This window comes from Paraglaciecola hydrolytica (assembly GCF_001565895.1).
GTDB lineage: Bacteria > Pseudomonadota > Gammaproteobacteria > Enterobacterales > Alteromonadaceae > Paraglaciecola > Paraglaciecola hydrolytica.
Genome location: NZ_LSNE01000003.1, coordinates 874,776 through 896,576, shown reverse-complemented (window position 1 = coordinate 896,576; position 21,801 = coordinate 874,776). Strand labels below are relative to the sequence as shown.

The window sequence follows — 21,801 nt, the reverse complement described above, 5'->3', positions numbered from 1 at the left end:
ACTCTGGGTGAATAGTGATATTCTCAAACTTCAAACAGGTCATTTAGGTGGTGATAACTGGCCCACCAACAACTTAATTGGAAAACAAACTAAACCATGTTGGATTTTTACAAAAAGGCACTGACAGGATTAGTTGTTACGCTGCTGTTTAGCGCTGTGGTGACTTATCTGTGTGTTCAACACACCTTTTTGAATGTAGCACTGTTACCTAGTGAAAAAAGCGAAATTCGCTGGCATCCTGAGAGTCTTACGGATGTGCATGACGGTGGTACCTCAATCTCTAAGCTTAACGATGCTCATTACAGCCTCGATTATGAATTTACTATTCACAATATTATTAACTATCCTTCTGCTTCCATTGCTCTGGTATTTGAAGACCATCTTGGGCAGCCTGAATTTAAAGATTTTTCCAACTTTAACCGCTTAAGTTTTATGATTAAATGCTCAGTGCCCAATGAGTTAACGTTTATGGTTTTTACCTTAGACGAACAAATCACTCAAGAGCAGGACTTTTTAACCTATCGTACGCCCATCGCGTTTTTTTCTTGTAATGACAACTGGAGTCAGGTGGAGCTGGATCTTACCCGTCTTGAACTGCCCCAATGGTGGCTGGAAATGTTCCACCTTAAATTTTCAATGAATGATTACCAACTGGATAAGGTGGCTAAATTTCAAATTGGCTCAACTCGCCAAAGCCCTAAAGAAATAGCAACCCGGGTGCAAATCAGCGAAATGAACTTAAAAGGTAACGACTGGTTGTACATATATTTATTAGCAGCCACTTTGTTTGTATTTTGGGCGGCCTATCTGGTGTGGTGCTTTAAACAACATGCACAGGCATTAACGGCTGAGCTAAAAGACAAATTTTTACGGGAACGTCCCTTGGTCGCTTATCGACAACTGAGCATGGAACCTCAGCGCGATAAAAGTCAAAAAGCCTTGTTGCAGTTTATGGCTACGAACTACGCCAACCCTGAACTTAGCCTCGATATAGCAATGGCAGAAACAGGGGTAAGCCGCACCAAAATCAACGATATTCTTAAAGCTGAACTGGGTTTTACCTTTACTGGCTATTTAAACAAGTTACGTTTGACTGAGGCCGCGCGATTGTTAGCGGATGTAGACGAAGCCAATATTGCCGAAATCGCTTATTCGGTGGGCTACAAAAATGTTTCTTACTTCAACAAGTTGTTTAAAGAAGAATATGGTTGCACACCTAAAACCTTTAAATCCTATTTGTGAAAGACAAAAAATCTCACCATTTTTCAAGCCTATTTGTGCTGACTCACTTCAACTATTGTTAAAAAAACTACAACTTTTAACATTATGTTAATAATTTTTATTCGCCAATTACCCTTATTACCCTGATTTATATAATCTTTTGCTCAGAAACCTGTCTCCCGTTCTTAAAATGTTACGGGGTCACTAACTTGCTAAGATGTCTGAGAATATTATGAAACATATAATGATGATATTAACGGTCTGCACTCTGTTGCTTTGTCAACTCAGTGCGTGTGGCGGCGGTGGCTCTGAGCCCACTGCCAAACCAGTTACACCTCCGCCCGTTGTGCCTGTACCTGTCGATCCTGCTCCAGAAGTGCCAGCACCAGATAGTCCTTATCCAGATTACAACAGCGATCCCCTGGCACCCGACAACACTGGAATGGCAAGTACTGCGAGTGAAATTGCGCAAAAGATTAAATTAGGCTGGAATATCGGTAATACCATGGAAGCCATTGGCGGCGAAACTGCTTGGGGCAATCCACAGGTTTCTAATGAACTGCTGCAATTAGTTAAAAGCAGCGGATTTGATGCGGTGAGGCTGCCCATAGCGTGGGATCAGTACGCTGATCAAAGCACCGCCAAAATCAGTGATGAATGGTTAAATCGAGTCAAAGATGTGGTGCAACTTTGTATCGATAATAACTTGTATGTACTGATCAATATTCACTGGGACGGCGGTTGGTTAGAAAACAATGTCACACCAGACAAACAAGAGGCCAATAACGCCAAACAAAAAGCATTTTGGCAGCAAATCGCCAGCCATCTGCGTGAGTTTGACCAACATCTATTGTTTGCCAGCGCCAACGAACCCAATGTAGAAAATGCTGAGCAAATGGCTGTATTGCATTCCTATCATCAAACCTTTGTTGATGCAGTGCGTGCTACTGGCGGTAAAAATGCTAATCGCGTATTAGTAGTGCAAGGCCCAGCCACTGATATTGAAAAAACCTATCAACTTTGGGGGCAAATGCCAGTTGATAGCGTACCTGACAAACTAATGGCAGAAGTGCATTTTTATACACCTTACAACTTTGCATTAATGACAGAAGACCAAAGCTGGGGTAAGCAATTCTATTACTGGGGCCAAGGGAATCATTCTGCTACAGATCCCGAGCGCAACCCAACGTGGGGCGAGGAAGACACTATCAATGACCTCTTCGACTTAATGAAAGTGCAATTTGTGGATGTAGGGATCCCAGTAGTATTAGGCGAGTTTTCAGCCACACGCCGCACTCATTTGACAGGCGATGCTTTAACACTGCATTTAAAATCACGCGCTTATTACCACCAATATGTGGTGCAGCAGGCGCTCGCTCGCGGTCTGCTCCCTTTTTATTGGGATAATGGCGCACTCGACAATTTGAGCTCTGGCATTTTCGACCGCCAGCAAAATACCGTTTTTGATCAACAAAACTTACAAGCACTGCTTGATGGTAGCGGAAACTAAGCTGACTGTGACTTTAGTTAGCTTAGTTGTGGCGTCTGGCAATATCTTAACCGACTAGGAATACGATAATGAACCCCGTTAAATCTATTACAAAAAGTACTGATTCTCATCCCATTGCAAGCTTTTTTAGTGTGCGTACAAGTATTGATACACCTGAAAAAGTCATGCTAGAACTTACTTTTTTACCAAAATTAACAGCGTGTCAGAGTAGACCAATCAGCATGTTGGGATTAATTGTTGATCATATTGCTACGTTAGTAGGGAAAAAATCTTTAGGGGAATGCATGCCCGTTGAACTGGAACTGTTGGTACATGGCGATATTTGGCCTAAACAACTTAAAGTCATCGCCAACATTGAACTCGCTCGCCACGGCCATGCCCTGTTTAATTGTCAGGTATATGCGACACAAAATCATACACAAGAACTGCTAGCAAGCTCACACGGCACCCTCATAACCTGTCCAAAAAACGGATTTTTACTTGGGCTAGACAAAGTTAGTTAAACACATGAACACCACCAGACGTTCTATATTTAAGGCTTGCATGGCAGGTGTGGCGATCTCTCCACTGTCGCTACTCGCTGCACCACCCCTTAGTAAGAACACAATCGGCAGATGAACCTTGGTGGTCAAGAGGTCATGCAACATTAGTTGAGGGGCCACAAGGGGATTGGTGGATGATCTATCATGCCTATGAAAATGGCTTTCGCACACTCGGTCGGCAAACCCTGCTCGAACCGATAGAATGGACACAAGACGGTTGGTTTAAAGCCATGGGTGGCAAATTATCGACTCCTATAGCTAAACCTACGTCATCTGTGGGAAATCAGTCTGGCATGGCCTTGTCAGACGATTTTTCCCACAACCGCTTTGGCAATCAGTGGTGTTTTCATAATCCCGGCCCCATTGACATGGCGCGGGTCAGCTTCGCAAACACACAATTAATCTTAGAGGCAAGCGGTCAATCTCCGGCAGATTCCTCACCCATCACTTGTGTGGCTGTCGATAGATCTTATCAAGTTGAAATCAGTCTGAGTTTAAGCGCTGAGGCCGAAGCCGGTTTATTGCTTTTTTATAATCACAAAGCCTTTGTGGGTTTTGGGGCTGATGGCAAGGTACTTAAATCTTTTCAATATGCCGAAGAACAACAATGGGCGCGTATGGGCATGCCGGTACGTGACATCCGTTTGCGTCTTATCAATGATAATCACGTAGTTACTTATGAATATTCAGTGGATAAGGGCAAAAGCTGGCAACGCCACCCAACTCGAATGGAAGTGTCGGGCATGAATCACAATGTATTTGGTGGCTTTTTGAGTCTTAAGATTGCTATTTACTGCGCAGGCAAAGGTAAGGTAATACTCAGTAATTTTAGCTACCGCGCGATCTAAGGATGGGTATATACCCAAACCCACTGAATCCTGCATCTTCAGGTTGCTTGGGTATATATCTTGTTAATTGAGCTTGGCATTTTTGGCGTAGTCCAAGACATAAACTTCAAAGTCATTGGCGGGTAAAGGTTTAGACCAAAAGTATCCTTGGCCAAAATCACAACCGAGTTGAGCTAACAATTGTAGTGTGGCCAAATCTTCTACCCCTTCGGCGACAGTAACCAGCTTGAGTTCCTTCGACATTTGAATGATAGCCTTCACGATCCCGAGGTTTTTATCGTTAGTTGTCATGTGACTTACAAAAGAGCGATCGATCTTTAAGGACTCAATATCCAAATTTTGCAAATAACTCAGACTCGAATAACCTGTGCCAAAATCATCAATAGATAAAGAAGTGCCCGCGGCTTTGATAGTTGTTAGTTCCTCCATTACCGCTTTAGGATTATCAATCAACAAGGACTCAGTAAACTCAAGTTCAAGGCAGTCACCCGTTAAATTTGATTCAGCCAGAGCACGAGTCAAAAAAGAACATAGGGTTCCGCGCCTTACTTGCAAGGGAGAAATATTAATCGCCACTCGAAAATCTTGCGCTAAAGAATGGCGCCAGCTTGCTATTTGTTTCACCACATTGTTAATAACCCATTCGCCAATATTAATAATCTGCCCACTACTTTCTGCCAAGGGAATAAAGGTGACGGGCGAGACTTGGCCGAGTGTGGGGTGATTCCATCTTAATAGCGCTTCAGCAGCAACTAGGGTGTTAGTTTGTATGTTTATTTGTGGCTGATAATAGATCTCTAATTGGCCTAAAGTGATGGCTTGGCGCATATCGGCAATCAGGGCTAGAGACTCTGTATGAGATGCTTTGAGTTCTTCATTAAAAACACTAAATTCATTTTTACCTTTGCGTTTACTTTGGTACATGGCCATATCGGCTTTTTGACATAATTCGTCAAAGGTCACGCCATGTTCTGGAGCGAAGGCTAAACCAATTGAACAAGTACTCGAAATATCATCACCGTTAATATTAAGTGTTTGGTTTACACAGCTCAGTATTTTTTGCGCGACACTGACGGCACTAGGATGATCTTCGACTTCAGGTAATATTAATAAAAACTCATCTCCCCCCAATCGACAAACCACATCGGATTGGCGGCCTGTTTTAGTCATATTTTTAGCTAATTCAACAAGATATTTATCACCGATTTGATGGCCTAAGGTGTCATTGATGTTTTTAAAATCATCTAAATCGACAAACATCAAGCAGATCTTTTTGTTGTTGCGTTGCATTAATTTAATAGCGTACTCAAAACGTAGTTTGGCCAGCACTCGATTGGGTAAACCCGTCAGTGAGTCATAATGTACTAATTTTTCGATTTCGCGTTGTGATTGAAGAACACGTTTATTCTCCTTATCTAAGCTCAATAAGGTTTGTAACAAGTCTTTGGAAATTAACCAAACGGTAAAAGAGGTTAGTAGCAGTAAAATGACGATTAACAGCGCTGAATTAACCGTATTGCTACGTACAATATTGGTTATATAACCAACTTCATTTAGATAACTCAATGTTAGTAGGTTGATAATGATGAAAACTAACAGCGTTACAAAAACCCTTAAACTACCGAGTAGAATTGAAAAAGTCAGTATTAATGGCAGAGCTAAAACAACTTCATCCCGCGGACCTTCTGATACCCACATAAAAAAGAGGCAGGTGATGGTTAAGGTTGTAGCGAGTAAATTGCCGCCCAATACCGCGTGGTTCTTTTTGGCTAAAAAATAAATGGGTGACAGAAATAGGGCAACGGTTAGTAAAATTAAACTTAAAGTGGCACTGCCCACAAAAAATCGCTGAATTGAGGCAATAATCAGCACAATCTCAACAGCAAAAAAGATTTGAATTAACCTTTTTGCACGAAAATAACTAGTATTTCGTTCAAGTGGTTGTTGTTCGCCAATTAAATTAATGTCAATTTCTCCATGTCTCATGTGTAGATCAATTTAATAATCCATCGATAAGAAGTGTACAACAGACCTAGTCTGGTTCAGGTGGATTTTGCCTTAAAAAACCCGCAGCTTGGTCATCCTGACTCAATTTTTTCTGCTCTTCGCTGTCAACGGGTTTTGGCTGCGAGCGAGTTTGTTCGTTAACCTGATAAATCTGCGCAGCATTTTCTAAGTCTTTTTCATTGGTGAGTGAGGCAATGGATTCGCGACCTTTTAAGAAAGCTTTGATCTCACCAACAATGCCAGCAAGTTCACTGTCATTTTTGTTCATGCCCATAATAAACCGTGGCGACTCAAGATTATTCATACCGCTGTCTGCAAAAATAGAGGTATTCAAGCGAGTGGTAATGATCCAAGGAGTGATACTGCTGCGCACCAAGACGTTTTCAGATCGCGTGCTGTCGTGAATTGACATGCCGGTAGAAAATTTGGATTCGGTAAATGTACCTTCGGCTTTCATAAACATTAATAAAGATGAAAAGTGGATTTCACCCCAAAAATAACGGGCAGCAACTTGCATTACATTGGCGCCAATGGCCACTGTCACCCAAGCAAAAAACAGGGTGAGTACCGTGCTCAATTTATCCGTTACCCCTTCAAAAGAGGCCATTGAAAAGCCCTCAGGCAAGGCTGAATAATGAATAATAAAATCCACCACTTGGCTAGCAAAAAAGTAAAACAATACGGCGCCAACAACAAACGCGGCTTGGCTTAATAAACTTAAGGTTTTTTTAAGGGGCAGGGGGGTGGCAAAACTCTCGTCGGCTAATTCAGGTTGAGTTTCAATAATAAACTCTCCGTTAAAACTGCCCTTTCCATCCACCTGCTCTTTGAGTTTAGGCTCTAAAGCGCGATAAATACGATTGGGCACTTCACGTACGCGGCGATTAGCCAAGACGATATTTTCGATATTGATAAACAACTCATCCGGATGTACTGACTCTTGCAGGTTTTCACGAAATTCGCTGACCTCAGTCTGCGGAGTGACTTTTTGCATGCGTTTGATTAACAAAGGCACTGTGGCAAACACAATAACCAAGATAGTTAGCAACAAAATAGCCAAGTTAGTCCATGCGCCAAAAACGTCGATAATCTTAGACACAGATTCTAATTGTGAAGCAGACAAATCTAACCATTCATCCAGATACAAACCGGCAATCACAGGTATTATAATCGCCGCACCAATTAATACCGCAAACGAAATGCCTTTTTCACTTTGTAACGAACTGGTATTGCTTCGCATTGCGGCAGTAGCACTGCGCCACGCCAACAACAAATAAAATAACAAACAAACAGACAGCACCGGCATAGCCAGCTCTTGCGCCATTTTACCTGCTAAGCCCGTTGCCACGACAAAATAAGCAATGATATAGGCCACTAAAGCTGCCAGCACATTAACTACCATTGATGCCAATTCTTGCGCTAGGTGACGAAAGGGATAAGGTAAAAAAGTGAGTTTTGGAAATACCGAATGGATCAGACGTGCCAACCAGCCTTTGGGCTCTAAAAAGGTGGTGTTTTTGCGACCCATTAACATGGAGTGCAAACCGGCGGAGTCATACATTAGCGCATTGTTTTGCTGTTCTAGTCTGGCGTTTTCGTTTTCACTACTCGACAGATTAAAGGCTAAAGACGTAGGTACCGAGCGGCCGACAAAAAAGCGGAAGAGCTGAAACAAACCTTGAGCAGTATGCCGCACCCCACTAACCAACAAAATTAAACCAACGATGGCATTACCCCAACCGAGGATCTTGCTGGTTTGCAAAGCACCTGACACATGCAATAAAGGAATCAGAGCTAATAAACAAATTAAAATCCCGGCTAGGGTTTTAATGGTACCGTCGAACTTAAAGGGATTTTTAATTCCTAGCGTCTGTGAGCCAAAATCGTAAGCCATAATGCTTCCTTTTACGCTGCCTAATCTGCACCAATACTACAACGCTTTTTCACGCAAAACAGCCGTTTTATTGTGAGTCCTGAGTCAATGACTCTCTGACGGAAGGCAGCATACGTCGACTGACAGGTACATCACCACCATTTTGCAAAATAAGTTTGCCTTTCCCTGCATCATTTTTAAGGGATTTAACCTGATCTAGATTAACCAAGTAAGAACGGTGCACCCGAATGAAGGTCGCAGGTAACTGTTCTTCCAGTATTTTAAGACTGCCGGTGAAAAGAATCATACGGCGGTTAGCACAATGTAACTCAACATAATCTCCGGCAGCCTGACAATACAAAATATCTGCCGTAGATATCCGCTCAATTGCACCTGCATTACTAATAGAGAGAGTGCTGGGCGAAGTTTGTTGCTGACTTTGCGCTATTTTGTATTCTAATTTTGTGCGCAATAGCTGCTCTCGCTGATTGTTTTGTTGCTCCCTTGAATATTCACGAGCTTGCTGCACAAACAAGTAACTTAATAATCCAGCCACCAGACAATAAAAAGGTAGCTCATGGAAATAACTGAACGTTGCGACAATGGTTAATAAAAATAAAATAAAAACCACAAGATAACCTGCAATCCTAGACTCGTATTGCTGCTTTAAACGTAGGCCAAGCAAAATAATACAAACCAACACAGGTACAAGGGTAGCCACTGCCGTTTTTGCATCAAAGCCAGGCACCATAAAAAGGGCGATAAGGGTGAGTAAGATGCCGCTATAAACCCAATGCAAGGCTTGTTGGCTGGCAAATTTACGGCAGATAAAAATTAATAAACACAAACCAAAACCAAGGGAAAATCCGCTAATAGCTAATAATCTGAGGTCTTGATCCGGATAGCTATAGAGGGTTAGTTTTCGGCTTATCTCAGCCAACAGCTGGCATCCAGCAAAGAGCGACATTAATAAAAAGATAAAGGCATTTTTGCGAAGCTGAGGGTTAACACATAAGGCTAAATAATAAATAACACTGAGGATAAACATACCCAGCAACATTAAGCTAAACTGGCTGTATTGCTGGAAAAATCGATTAGCAGCACCGTAAGGTGCCAGACCTATAAAGTGTAATGGGTGCTTGAGTGATAAGTAACCATGGTGGGAAGACATATGAATACTAAGTTGATTATCTGTTGCTTGGAATAAGGAGGTAGGCAAATAAAACACGCTATCCATTTTGCCTGCTATTTCGTCACGAGCTGTTGCAGCTGGCTTGCCGTTTTCACCGACCAACACACCATTGAAATACACACGACTCGCTGTTTTAGCAGAAAGATATAAACCTAATGGTTGATTGTTCTGTAAAAATTCGGGCTCAAGGCTAAGAGCGACTTGTATCCATAGCTCTTTACCTTGGGGATCAATGTCATAAAAGTGAATTGGCTGACAGTGGGTTAAGTTCACCCTGTCCTCACTAGCAACATGGGCTGCGTTACAAACTTGCATGGGCATAGAAGTCAGCGAGCGTATCGTTTCTGCCTTGGCATAACTAAGCACAGTGATTATCACTAACATAAAGACAGTTAAACAAAACTGGCTAAGGATAGTTTGCACTTTGTTTTTTGCTACTGACAACAAGATACCGTTCACCTGATTTATACAACCGCTTATGGATTTGTTAGGAAAATTACCTCCCATACAACGAAAGTCACTCCCCGCGTTGATGTAATTAGGGATGTAATAGGCTGTGTTTAATTCGGAGATATCAACTATGCAAAAAATTATTTCAATCTGCTCCATCTTGTTTCTGCTACAAACTTCTTGGCTTTATGCTCAAAGTGAATTTAAGCAAGGCCATGATGAAAGTTACGCCAACGAAACAGCCATCGAATTTGTCGCCAATGATGGTCAAACGACAGAGGCATATCAAGGTTTTTTTGAGGTGCCAGAAAATCGTAATAAAACCAACAGTCGAACTATCAAACTAGGCTATGTTCGCTTTCCTGCCGCCGCTGGTGTAGTTGGTTCGCCCATTATTTACCTCGCAGGGGGACCAGGAGGCTCGGGCATAGGCACAGCAAAGTGGCGACGTTTTCCATTATTTATGGCACTCAGGCAGTTTGGCGATGTGATTGCGCTAGATCAACGTGGCACTGGTATCTCTGAAATACAATCCAAATGCAGCTCAGCACAGTATCTTCCTGTGGATGAAGCACTCACTAACCAAGAAATGACTAGGCGTTATCGCTTAGCCGCTAAAGAGTGTGTTGTGTTCTGGCAGGGCAAAAACATAGATGTTTTAGGCTATACAACAGTGCAAAACGCCTTAGACCTTGACGCCTTACGTTTACATCTTAAAGCGCAAAAAATGACATTGTGGGGTATTTCCTATGGTAGCCATTTAGCCTTGGCCGCCATTGACCTGATACCTGAACGGATTGATAAAGTGATTATCGCCAGTGCAGAAGGGCTTGATCAAACAGTTAAACTGCCAGCACAAACAGACAGCTATTTTAGCCGCGTGCAGGCCGTGATCGATCATAATCCTGAGATGCACACTCAATACCCCGATATCATTGCGCTTATTAAACGTGTGCACAGCAAATTGGATGTCAAGCCTATAAAATTGGCAATCCCTCAGCGAGATGGGCAGGTAATCGATTTTTTATTACAAAAAACCCATTTGCAAATGCTGGCATCCATGATGATTGCTGATCCTAATCAGAATCTATTTGTTTTGCTTGATCTCTATAGCAGTCTCGATAGTGATAATACCGATGTGGCTATCGAACTCTTAAAACGTGGCATGTTCAATAATGAGGCTATTAGTTTTGACTTAATGCCCTTTGCCATGGACGTGGCATCCGGCATTAGTGATAAACGACTGACATTAGTAACAACTCAGGCAAGTACGTCTTTACTGGGTGAGTTTCTTAATTTTCCTATGCCACAACTCAATAATGTGGTGGATGGATTAGATTTAGGTGAAAGATTTCGCCAGCCTGTTGTTAACTCAGTACCAACACTCTTATTAACCGGGACCTTAGACGGCAGAACCTATATTGAAGAGCAGCAAGCAGCCACTCAACATTTAAGTCAATTAACTCAAGTTATGGTGGTCAATGCTGGGCATAATCTTTTTATGTCGTCTCCAGAGGTGCTTAAGGTTATGCAGCAATTTCTTGCCAATAAACCGGTGACAAACAAAAAAATTATTGCTGAATTAAGCCAGTAACAAAGTTGTTTTGATTTCCAACCAAGGCCCCCCATTGAGGTGGCCTCTGTGTTGGTTGGTGTTAAGTCATTAGCTTTTGCGCAAAATTCTAAAATTCCGCTTTTGCCTCAAACTCCAGCCACTGCTGACTAACAGGATGAAATAGAGCCAAACACTGGGCGTGCAAATGCAAACGTTTATCAGTTGTGCCATAAAGATCATCACCTACTATGGCCATGTTTAAACCTGAATAATGGGCGCAGTGCACCCGTAATTGGTGGGTACGTCCGGTATAAGGTTGCAACATCAGTTTGGTTTGTTGTTTGGCCTCATCCCGTGCCACTACCTGCCAATGAGTGGTGGCAGGTTTGCCATGTTCATGACATACCACCTGACGGGGGCGATCGTACAAATTACCGCGTAAGGGTAGTTCAATAGTGCCTGAGTCTTCTGACACTAATCCTGCCACTATCGCGACATAGGATTTTTTCACCACACGTTGCACAAACTGGCCTTGCAGATTTTTATGGGCTGCTGGATTTAAAGCAATCACCATCAAGCCCGAGGTCGACATATCCAAACGATGCACAATGAGTGAGCCTGTGGCCTGAGGAAATTGAGTTTTAATCCGCTGATACACCGAGTCTTGAATATCCTTACCTGGCACAGACAAAAACTCTGCGGGCTTGTTTACCACTAACATATCTTGGTCTTGGTAAATGATCTCAAGGGTTTTGCCTGCAGCTTGATTCACCAATAAAGGATTAGCATCGACTTGCATGCCAGTTAACATATGGGCCAGGATGGGCTGGCACTTACCCATACACGCTGGATAATAATGCTGATGCTGGCGTACTTCAGACTTAGGCGAAGCCCCCCACCAAAACTCCGCCATGGCTAAAGGTTTGAGCTGATGTTTAAAGGCATATTGCAATAACTTAGGCGCGGCACATTCTCCGGCACCGGCAGGTGGAGTACGCAGGGACGTTTGGCTAAAAATAGCCTGCAAACTTTGCTCTGCACCTTGGCTATTTAAAAAACGATATTGTTCAAATATTTTTTGCTGTAACGCTGCCGACAAGTTTTTCCGCTGAGTTTTTAAGCTGATGATTTTATCGTTAAGCAAATTAAAAGCGCTTTGCGCTTGCTCAACCTTGCCTTGCCAGTGCTCAGTCAAGGCTTTTAAGTGCAATTTATCGGCAATACTTTGTTGATCAAGTTGAGCCTCTAACAAGGCTTGTTTGGCGCTGTCGAGCTGACTTTGCCCTGCGATACGCTGGGTTTTACGTGCCTTACGCTGTTCAATCATCACTGCACGGTAGTCAGCGATTTCACTGCCTCGTTGCTGTATGTCGGCATTTAACTGGGTTTGCAACATCACAAATTGCGGGCATTGCTCTAGTTCGACGATTTTATCCGTCAGTTCAACAATCTCGGCTTGGTCTGCTAAGAAAAAACACTCTTCAGCCAATAAATCAAATACTGGCGGTACAAAACCTGCCAGATGGTTTTGCTCAGCCAATTTACCGGAAAACGCCGCGAGATAACCCACTTCACCACTGACCTTTTGCACCAAAAGCACACCAAACATCTTGCCAATGATCAGGTGAGGATCGTCACCTAAACCAAAGTTATGCTGCCATTGTTGAGGTTTGAGTAAAGTTTGTTGTAGTTCTTCAGCCGCTAATATACACAAGGCATGGGGCTGATAATAAAACGGAAAAGTAAAAGACTCGGGCAGGCTATATCCATCGATAGCCTGACTAAAAGCGGTGAAACAAGGGGGTGTTTGTGGCATCAATCTAGGCTCATTCACTTAGACTCGATAATCTGTCATCGACAAGTACTGGGTAATACTGGGGATCACATCTTCTTGGTGGTGATTAACATACAACAAGGTGGTATTGCCTTCACGAGCCAATAACTCAATTAAGGCTAGCACTTTTAAACGATTAATATCATCAAGACCATTACAAGGCTCATCCAATACTAACAAGGCCGGATGTTTCACCATAGCACGGGCAATCAGCACCAATCGTTGATCACCAAACGACAGTTGTTGAAAGGGAGTATTGTGCTGTTTGTCCAAGGCCATTAGCGCCAGCCACTGCTGGGCTAGCTGTTTTTGTTTGTTAGTGGGATTTTGATACAAACCAATACTGTCGTAAAAACCTGACAAGATCACATGTAAAACTGAGCAGTTCACCCGATAGTCAAGATGCAAGCCGTTAGACATATAACCTATGTATTGTTTGATTTGCCAGATGCTTTCGCCGCTGCCGCGCTGAAAGCCAAAAACCTGAATATCATTCACATAACACTGGGGATGGTCGCCATTAATCAGGTTGAGCAAACAGGTTTTGCCTGAACCATTGGGGCCACTTACCTGCCAATGTTGGTTGGGCATAATAGTCCAATCAAGGCCACTAAATACCACTTGCTCACCATAACTTACTTTAGCCTGAGTAAGCTTAACCAAGGGGGCATTTTTATCTAAGGGATGGGGCGCAAATCTGTCGTCATCTTTAAGTGGTAGCACCAACTCTTGTTGTTGCATATGTTGGAGTTGGGCGATGTGACTGAGCAAGTCTGCTAGATTGTTTGTCACTGGGCTCTGCCATTGAATAGCCCCCGTTTGCAGCAAGACTAACTGACGACAATAAGTGGGCACTTCGCTTAAACGATTGACCACCAACAGCAGAGTAAACTGCTTGGCTAACGCCTCTAACAGGAGATTTAATTCCTGACAGGAGTGTTGATCTAGGCCATCCCAAGGTTCGTCTAGGATCAACAATTGCGGCTGACTTAAAATAGCTCTGCTTAAGAGTAACTTGCGGGTTTCACCGGTAGACAGGCCTTGAAATGGCTTGTCTAACAAAGGTGATAAACTAAAAATCCTCAGCAGTCGCTGAAGTAGGTCTTGGTCAAGGTCTTGCTCTGGCAGGTCAGCAAAGAGGATTTCACGCACTGTGGTGGGTACGGGAATAATGTCGAGTATGTCGGCACAGTCTTTTTGTTTTTCAGCTTCGATCAAGGCTTGTTGTTGCTCCACTGACACCCAAGCAAGTTGCTCAGTGACGTGACGCAGGCCGTTTATGTGTTCACCAGCGCCTGCTATATAGGCTGCTAAGGCTGATTTACCACTACCATTGGGGCCTAAAATAACCGTGTGTTGCAATGCAGAGATGTTTAGTTTGTCAATGGTCAGGTGAAAGTGCTCACCCAACAAACCACGACAATCTTGTAGTACCACTAAAGACATAAAAATCTACTTAAATTTGTTGAATGCGCTGGGCGATGTCGGGCGAAATTAAGGCAATGACTTCTAATCTTAATGCTTCGCTAAGGTCACAGTACTGTAACTGGCCTTCACTATCGCTTTCCACCAATTGATTTTCTTTTAAGGCGCTAATAAAGGTACCCAATACATTTTTATCAAAAAACTCAGGTGAACTGATGCCATGTAACGAGGATAAACGCTGGGCAAACTGGCGGCTTTTTTGCTCAAGAGCATCGCGGCTCATGCTATTTTCGCGGTATAACAAGGTAAGTACCACAGCATAACGGTGTAAGGTTTCTTGAATACTGCGATTAAGCAACCACGCAGAATAATAGGTACTCGAACTAGGATCGGGTGGCAAAATACGTTCCCCCTCAGCTCTTAGCAAAGTCATGTCCAACATATTAGTTAGTAATGACTCACTGTAATCTAAAGCCTTTTCAAGACTCATATAAATAAATAACTCCCTTTGTAATAAGGGATATAGTTTGATGAGCATTTGCTTGATTTTGCTACGTTCAATGCCACCACGGGCAAATACAATTGCCGCGATCAAACCCGGCAAGGCAAACAAATGCAGAATATTGTTGCGGTAGTAGGTCAATGGCACTGCATTTTTGTCTTTGAGACTGATGATGCGGCCAAAGCTATCTTCACGTACTTCAAACTTATTTAATTTGAGGGTATTGGTCAGTAGTTTTCTGGCACTAATAGTCGGGTAGGTTGCCACGTCGCTATAGGGAGATTGAGCTAACAGTGCCAAAAAATGCTCGATGGCTAAGATTAATTCATCTTCTGTCATCGCGTGTTTTTTGGCTGACAATAAACAAATGGCACACAAAGACATGCCACTGACAGCCGCGGCCTGATTGATCCTTTCCATTACATTAGTAGCTAAGTCATTCACTACCGGATTGAGCCATTGAGGTTTTTTATCCGGTTCGGCCTGTTGCAATTCGCGCCAGTCAGGCACACTTTTATCCAAATAATTGGCGAGATTGATTGGCTCACCAAAGTTTAAAAAACCATAACCATAGTTTTTTAAACGCCGAATAGCAGAGAAGATATGAAATATAGATTCTTTCTTTTTAGCTGAGCCAGTGAGCTCTTGCAAATAACTGGATACTTCCATCACGTGTTCGTAGCCAATATACACAGGCACTATGCTAACGGGGCGATTGATACCTTTAATCAGTCCTTGCAAGGTCATGGCTAACATACCGGTTTTAGGTGGTAATAAACGCCCTGTGCGGCTGCGCCCACCCTCAGGGTAATATTTAACTGAGTAACCTTTATTAAACAGCAGCTCTAAATATTCACGAAACACCGCAGTATAAAGCTTGTTACCGGCAAAACTGCGGCGCAGAAAAAACGCCCCACCCTTACGTAATATGCCACCTATCGGCCAGAAGTTAAGGTTAATACCGGCGGCGATATGCGGGGTAACTAGCCCTTGATGGTAGATCACATAGGTCAGCAGCAAATAATCCATGTGACTACGATGGCAAGGTACATAAATGATTTCATGACCATTTTGTGCCAATGTGCGTACTTTCTCGGCGTGGTTGATTTCAATGCCGTTATATACTTTATGCCAGATGCGCGTGAGTATGCGGGTACCAAGCCTAATAAGGCCTTCACGGTAGTCAGCAGCAATTTCGTTAATGTATTTTTGTGCTTTAAGCTTAGCTTGTTGATGAGAAATATTGGTACTGCTTGCTTCGTCAGCAATGGCTTTGCGCACCGACTGCGAACCCAATACCACATTATATAATTCGTAACGTTCCAACAAATTAGGGCCAACAATGCCCTGACGGCGGCGATGAAAATGGGTGCCCGCCAAACGAATAAGTTTATGGGCGAGTTCTTCGTCGCTGCCAGACAGATCGGCCATCATCCGCGATGAAACTGCTTTGCTGTAACAGACAAAATTATCGCGGCCTAAAAACAATACGATAAAAAATTTACGTAACCAACTAGGCGAGACTTGGTTTGCCAGTACGTCAGACCAACCTGAAATCTTTTTACCTGGTGCCCTGCCCCAAAAGATGGATACCGGCACTATCTGAATATCTAAACTGGGATCACGTCTATGCAGTTCAAACATATGGGTAAACTTTTCAGCAACATTGGTTACCTTGACTTTGCGGGTAAGTACCGATTTTGGTTCTTGTAAAAACAAACAAGCTCGGTGTGACTCTCCTGCAATGGTAATGCGGCTGCTGGAGTTGGGTAAACCTAAGGCCTCTGCCGACATATTAAGGGCTATTTGATCGGTAACAGAATGGGTACGCAACAAATACAAAATAGGCTTAGTGGTATCTATGCCTAATTCTTTATTGATGTCTGTTGGAATATTGTTGGCTTTGACCAACCATTTTACTGGAAATGAAATCAGAGCTAGCAACAGATTATGTAGCCATGCCATGTAAACCAAGCCTCGCTTTTGCGCTGAAAAGACGCTTTGTCAAAAAGCGAATATTACCACGGCAGATTGGTTTTTGCCCTGCTTCGCTCAGTGTTTAAAGATCGAACGTTCAAACACTAAGCAAATTAGGGCAATTAAGACAGCCAAAATATTTTTCGTAATTAAGGTTTGGGATCCAAACTGACTGAAAATGGCACGGCCGGCAAACCTGCACTGTTATACAAAGCCGCATCGGGGTTGTCGGCCCAAGCGTAACGCACCTTAGTTGGTAGCTTAATATCTGGATGTGACAGCATGATTTGGTTATCTACTAGTTTGACTTCAGCCCATTGAAATGTGCCATCTGCACCAGCTATGGCAAAACTATGATCATTAAGGTTTTTTAATACCAAGCCATCGGCGATATGTTTGAAACTTAAGAGAAGTTGGTTTTTTTCGACTGTGACCCCATCAATTTGCGGGCCTTGAAAAACGACATTTTCTTTTAAAGCGAGAGCCCGTGCAGCCAGAGCCATACGTTGGCCTAAGGTTTTTTTATTAGTGGGATGAATATCATTCCACTCGCCAATATCTATTGCCACCGCCATAGCGGTATTGGGCTCGGTCAGTGTTTGAGTTTGTGCTTGCCTTAACTTTGCCCAATCACTATCACTTGGCTGAGGTTTAGCCTCCATAAAGTTAGTTAGCTGGGCGAAGATAAAGGGGAAGTCGCCTTGCCCCCACTTTGCTCGCCAATCTTGGATCATGGCACTGAATTTAGCATGGTAATCCTGCCATCTGCCGGCATTAGATTCACCTTGATACCAAATCACCCCCTTAATGGGATAAGTGGTTAATGGTGCGGTTAGGCCGTTATATAAACCACCGGCTTTCCATCGAACAAAGGTATCTCCCGCTAATGGAGGAGCTAAAGTACCGGTTTTGGCCTTCCACTCTCCAGCCAGTGAAACATGGTGTTCATCAGTGCCTAACCAATAGGGTTTTTCTGCGACAAAACTACTGCGTCCATTGTTGGCTGTGACACGCACGGTGATCTGGTTGTCGCCTTGTTTAAGCAAGCCCTCCGGCAAGGTATAACGTCTTGGTGGATATTGATAAGTGGTATTGCCCACTTTTGTGCCGTTTATATACACTTCGTCGGCATCAACGATGTTTCCCAGACGAATAATACGCGCCTGTGCCGCTTGTTCAGCACTGAGCTTGACCGTTTTACGCAACCACCACACACCGTTAAAGCTTTCACCCTCAGCCACAGGGCGTTTACCTGGAAGAGTAAAACTATCCCAACCACTGTCATCAAGGTTAGTTGAATACCATGGCATATCGGCATTTAAACCCAAGTCATTGTTATTTATATCGCCGTACCACTTGGCGTTTTTCGCCTTGTCGGCCGCAATCACCGATTCTACATACTCTTCATTACTGAATTGTTTGGCTTCAGCTAAGGCTTCAGGAAAAGTCTGTAAGACCTCTGCACTTAACCAAGACTCAATGGGCGAACCGCCTAACGCATTGTTGATAATGCCTATGGCCACACCATTATGTTTAAACAATTGTTTAGCAAAATAAAACGAAACAGCAGGTGTACGGCTAATATTTTGTGAGGATACAGACTCCCAATGTCCACTGACCAGATCGTCTTGCGGTGCTTGGAAATTGTATTTTTGTGGCACCATAAAATAACGAATTAAGGGGTAATCAGCGTCCTTTAGATCGGCAGGAAAGTCTTCTGCCACTCGGTACATTTGTAGTTCCATGTTGGATTGGCCTGAGGCAAGCCATACATCACCAAAATAGACATCCTTTACGACTATAGTCTTGCTCGCGCTTATGCTGATTTGATGAGGGCCGCTGGCAGATTGTGGCGCTAGTTTGAGTCGCCACTTGCCATTATTGCTAATAGTCTTACCGACAATTTTACCGTCTAACTTAACGGTAACGGCTTCGCCCGTATCGGCATAACCCCAAATAGGCACTTCAATATCGCGCTGCAATACCATGTGGTCGTTGATGAGTTTAGGTAGTCGAAGTTCAGCCAATACGTTTTGGCTGCAAAGTAGCAAGAGTAAGTAGAGGTATTTAAACATGGCTGTCTTATTTTGTGATTTTTGCCAGTCTAGCACCATAGGCGAATGGTCCGACTAAAGTCTTAATAATGATTAGTGGATTGGCAAAAATCGTAAATTGCCAAGCCCCCTTAAACGAGAAATCACTGTACGGCGGATTTTGTAGCTTAAAGTAGTTTTTTAATAAACTGCTCTACCTCTTGATAGTCAGAAGACTCAACAAATCCAATTGAGAACGTCTGAGGCGTGCTCAGAAATTTGTTTTTTTCGCTACGACCAAAACCTAACACTGTCATGTGAGGGCGACTAACATAATCATCTGGATGTTCATCATCTTCATGATGCAGCAGATATAACATGCGCGAGCTTTTTATATCGCCAAAGGCAAACCATTCAGGCGCAGGTAAATCGCCCTCGAAGGGTTCATTGATAACATGTAACTTGCTGTCAGCCGAGGCATACCAAAAGTCACTGTCATCCATTTCCCCACCGGGTACACCTTCATATTGCACCCAGTATTGATAGCCTTCGCTGACTTGTAACATAGTAAAATCTAAGCGCTGTGGGTAAAAGTCCCACTGCCCCTGCCATTTGCCATTGCCTGAGGTAAAAACAATGCGCACGTGCTGGGGTGAGTCAATTTCAACCTTTGAGCTTGATTTATCTGTGCTAGCATTCAGGGCATGAAAGTAGTCACCATCTTGTTTATGAATGGCATTAGGGAATCCACGATACTCACCTTGATGGCCAGAGCCTTTGCTGTCATTAAAACCCAGCCAATCTATGCCATCTGCATCCAACATACTGGATAAACCGCCACCGTCTTTTTCAAGATAAAAAGTGGCGTTGGCAATACTTACGATGTAAGCAGGCAGTCCACCTGCTGACTCATCAATACCATGGCGTAAGCTCACTTTTTTGTCGTTATCTAGGGCATTACAACCCACTATCCACAGCACAAGGCTTAGTACCACCAAGGGGCGTTTTATGTTGGTAAACATGTGTTCGTCTCCTGTTAAAACTTAAACAAACAGGGCGGTTAAGCCCTTATTGTTTTGCTTTAAGATCTTTAGTATTGGCACTTCTTTTGAGTAAAAAGCCCATCAGTAATATGGTCAACGCACAGAGTACAAACACCATTCTTCCCCACATTGGATTAGGAATTAACATCATGGCCAGTACGCCATAACCCATATACATCACCATAGAGCCTAATTTATCACGCTGCTGTCTGTCGTAATCATCTTGCTCGGCGTCAGCGATAAAGGGCGTTTCAAAATCGGCAAAAAAGCGCTCGGTTTCTTGTTTATGTTGATCATCTTGTTCTTTATAGAAAAACGTAGTGGCACAGAAAAATCCAGCGGTGAAAACTAAGTGGGCACCTATGGTGATCATTAAGTTGATGTCTACCGCTTCACGACGAGTGAATTCCTGCGCTAGACCTAGCCAATTAGCTAACAGTTCTGGCGTCAAAATATTCACCGAAAACCAAGAAACAAAGAGGCCGACTCCCACTGTGACCCAAGGGGCCCACTGGGGGATACGCTTGATAAACAAACCAAAGATAAGAGGGATAAGTAAGGGCACTTGGATCATGGTTGAAACATTCATCATTAATTCAAATAGGCTGAGCTCGGTCAGCGACTTAAAAAACAAGGCAACGGCAATAACTAAGATCCCACTAACAAAACTGATGAAACGACTAACCTTCAGTAGATGTTTATCATCGACCTCGGATTTTTTCTTGAGAAGGAAGGGCTGATAGATACTCCTAACAAAGATACCGGCATTTTTATTCAGCGCTGAATCCATAGAAGACATAGTCGCGGCAAACAAACCTGCCAAGAGTAAACCAACCGTACCCACTGGCATGGCATTACGGGTAAATACCAAATACACAGCGTCAGCGGCTTTATTGCCTAATTCGGGGTAAGCAGCAGCTGCGTCTGGATATAATATGGCTGCAGCCCAAGGGGGAATAAACCACACAATACTGCCCACGCCCATCAAGCCCATAGCTAATAAAGATGCTTTACGTGCATTGACAGAATCTTTCGCATTTAGAAAACGAAATGAATCATGTAAATTCATGATGGTGATCATTTGCTTGGCTAAAAAGAATACAAAAGTGCCAACTAAAATGACTCCGTAGTTCATGTCTGGACCCATAACAAAATCCACTGGGAAATTGTTCACCAACTCAAGCGGACCGCCCACCATAAACAAGGCAACTATGGCACAGGCAATGGAGATAACCGCGACCACTAAGGTTTGGACAAAGTCAGAGGCAACCACACCCCATGCACCAGAAAGCACAGAAACAAAGACCACGGTTAAACCCGTAGCAATGATGGTTAGGGTAATATCAGCATCAAACACGGCGCTGGTAAAGACACCTAAGGCGTTAAGCCACACACCAGCATTAATAAAACTAAATACGATCAAGGCCCAAGAGAAAAACTGCTCATTTTGATGACCAAAACGCCGTTTAATACCCTCGGTGGGTGTATCCACCCGCATCTGGCGAAAACGGGCGGAAAAATAAGCCCAACCACAAAAATAGGCAAAGGTATTGGCAAAAAAGACGAGGCTAATAGCAAAACCATCGGTGAAAGCTTTACCTGCCGCACCGGTAAAGGTCCAGGCCGAAAACTGCGCCATAAAGGCAGTCGATCCGACCATCCACCATAACATTCGACCGCCGCCACGAAAGTAATCACTGGTAGAGTTTTTGGCCATATTTTTAAACGCAAAACCAATACCAACTATCAGTAAAAAGTAACCTGCAATGACTAAATATTCATATAACAT

14 protein-coding genes are annotated in these 21,801 nt (G+C 43.3%); 5 read left to right on the top strand and 9 right to left on the bottom strand.

What is annotated here, in order from left to right:
• The first annotated feature begins 96 nt into the window (after positions 1–96).
• The 4 genes from AX660_RS06415 (at position 97) to AX660_RS06400 (ending at position 4,121) form a co-directional block, all read left to right on the top strand.
• Positions 97–1,242 carry an AraC family transcriptional regulator gene (locus AX660_RS06415; RefSeq protein ID WP_068374139.1) on the top strand — a complete coding sequence of 382 codons (1,146 nt, stop codon included), beginning with the start codon at positions 97–99 and terminating at the stop codon, positions 1,240–1,242.
• A 211-nt stretch (positions 1,243–1,453) separates the two neighbouring features.
• Positions 1,454–2,731, top strand: a complete 1,278-nt coding sequence (locus AX660_RS06410; RefSeq protein WP_201027409.1) for a glycoside hydrolase family 5 protein — start codon at positions 1,454–1,456, stop codon at positions 2,729–2,731.
• A gap of 68 nt (positions 2,732–2,799) precedes the next feature.
• Positions 2,800–3,234, top strand: a complete 435-nt coding sequence (locus AX660_RS06405) for a hypothetical protein (protein ID WP_068374137.1) — start codon at positions 2,800–2,802, stop codon at positions 3,232–3,234.
• A gap of 47 nt (positions 3,235–3,281) precedes the next feature.
• Positions 3,282–4,121, top strand: a complete 840-nt coding sequence (locus AX660_RS06400) for a family 43 glycosylhydrolase (protein WP_082768758.1) — start codon at positions 3,282–3,284, stop codon at positions 4,119–4,121.
• Positions 4,122–4,184: 63 nt separating this feature from the next.
• Here the strand turns inward: AX660_RS06400 and AX660_RS06395 are convergent, their stop codons facing one another.
• The 3 genes from AX660_RS06395 to AX660_RS06385 form a co-directional block, all read right to left on the bottom strand.
• Positions 4,185–6,107 (bottom strand): putative bifunctional diguanylate cyclase/phosphodiesterase, encoded by a 1,923-nt coding sequence (locus tag AX660_RS06395; RefSeq protein ID WP_068374132.1) that lies wholly within the window; start codon positions 6,105–6,107, stop codon positions 4,185–4,187.
• Positions 6,108–6,153: 46 nt separating this feature from the next.
• Entirely contained in the window at positions 6,154–8,022 is a 1,869-nt protein-coding gene (locus AX660_RS06390) for a hypothetical protein (RefSeq protein ID WP_068374129.1), read from the bottom strand.
• A gap of 67 nt (positions 8,023–8,089) precedes the next feature.
• A complete protein-coding gene (locus AX660_RS06385) occupies positions 8,090–9,802 on the bottom strand; it encodes a LytR/AlgR family response regulator transcription factor (RefSeq protein WP_068374126.1) in 1,713 nt (570 codons plus the stop codon).
• Here AX660_RS06385 and AX660_RS06380 point away from each other — a divergent pair.
• Positions 9,774–11,237 carry an alpha/beta fold hydrolase gene (locus AX660_RS06380; protein ID WP_068374125.1) on the top strand — a complete coding sequence of 488 codons (1,464 nt, stop codon included), beginning with the start codon at positions 9,774–9,776 and terminating at the stop codon, positions 11,235–11,237. The genes AX660_RS06385 and AX660_RS06380 overlap by 29 nt on opposite strands.
• Positions 11,238–11,325: 88 nt before the next feature.
• Here AX660_RS06380 and AX660_RS06375 read toward each other — a convergent pair whose 3' ends face one another.
• The 6 genes from AX660_RS06375 to AX660_RS06350 form a co-directional block, all read right to left on the bottom strand.
• Complete coding sequence (locus AX660_RS06375; RefSeq protein ID WP_068374122.1) at positions 11,326–13,014, bottom strand: RluA family pseudouridine synthase; 1,689 nt, start codon at positions 13,012–13,014, stop codon at positions 11,326–11,328.
• Positions 13,015–13,032: 18 nt separating this feature from the next.
• Entirely contained in the window at positions 13,033–14,478 is a 1,446-nt protein-coding gene (modF, locus tag AX660_RS06370) for a molybdate ABC transporter ATP-binding protein ModF (RefSeq protein ID WP_068374119.1), read from the bottom strand.
• Between the two features lie 10 nt (positions 14,479–14,488).
• Entirely contained in the window at positions 14,489–16,924 is a 2,436-nt protein-coding gene (gene plsB, locus AX660_RS06365; protein ID WP_068374117.1) for a glycerol-3-phosphate 1-O-acyltransferase PlsB, read from the bottom strand.
• Between the two features lie 161 nt (positions 16,925–17,085).
• Positions 17,086–19,011 (bottom strand): sialate O-acetylesterase, encoded by a 1,926-nt coding sequence (locus tag AX660_RS06360; protein WP_068375285.1) that lies wholly within the window; start codon positions 19,009–19,011, stop codon positions 17,086–17,088.
• 146 nt (positions 19,012–19,157) lie between these two features.
• Positions 19,158–19,991, bottom strand: coding sequence for a hypothetical protein (locus AX660_RS06355; RefSeq protein ID WP_068374114.1), 834 nt, complete (start codon positions 19,989–19,991; stop codon positions 19,158–19,160).
• A gap of 46 nt (positions 19,992–20,037) precedes the next feature.
• Entirely contained in the window at positions 20,038–21,801 is a 1,764-nt protein-coding gene (locus AX660_RS06350) for a sodium:solute symporter family transporter (protein WP_068374111.1), read from the bottom strand.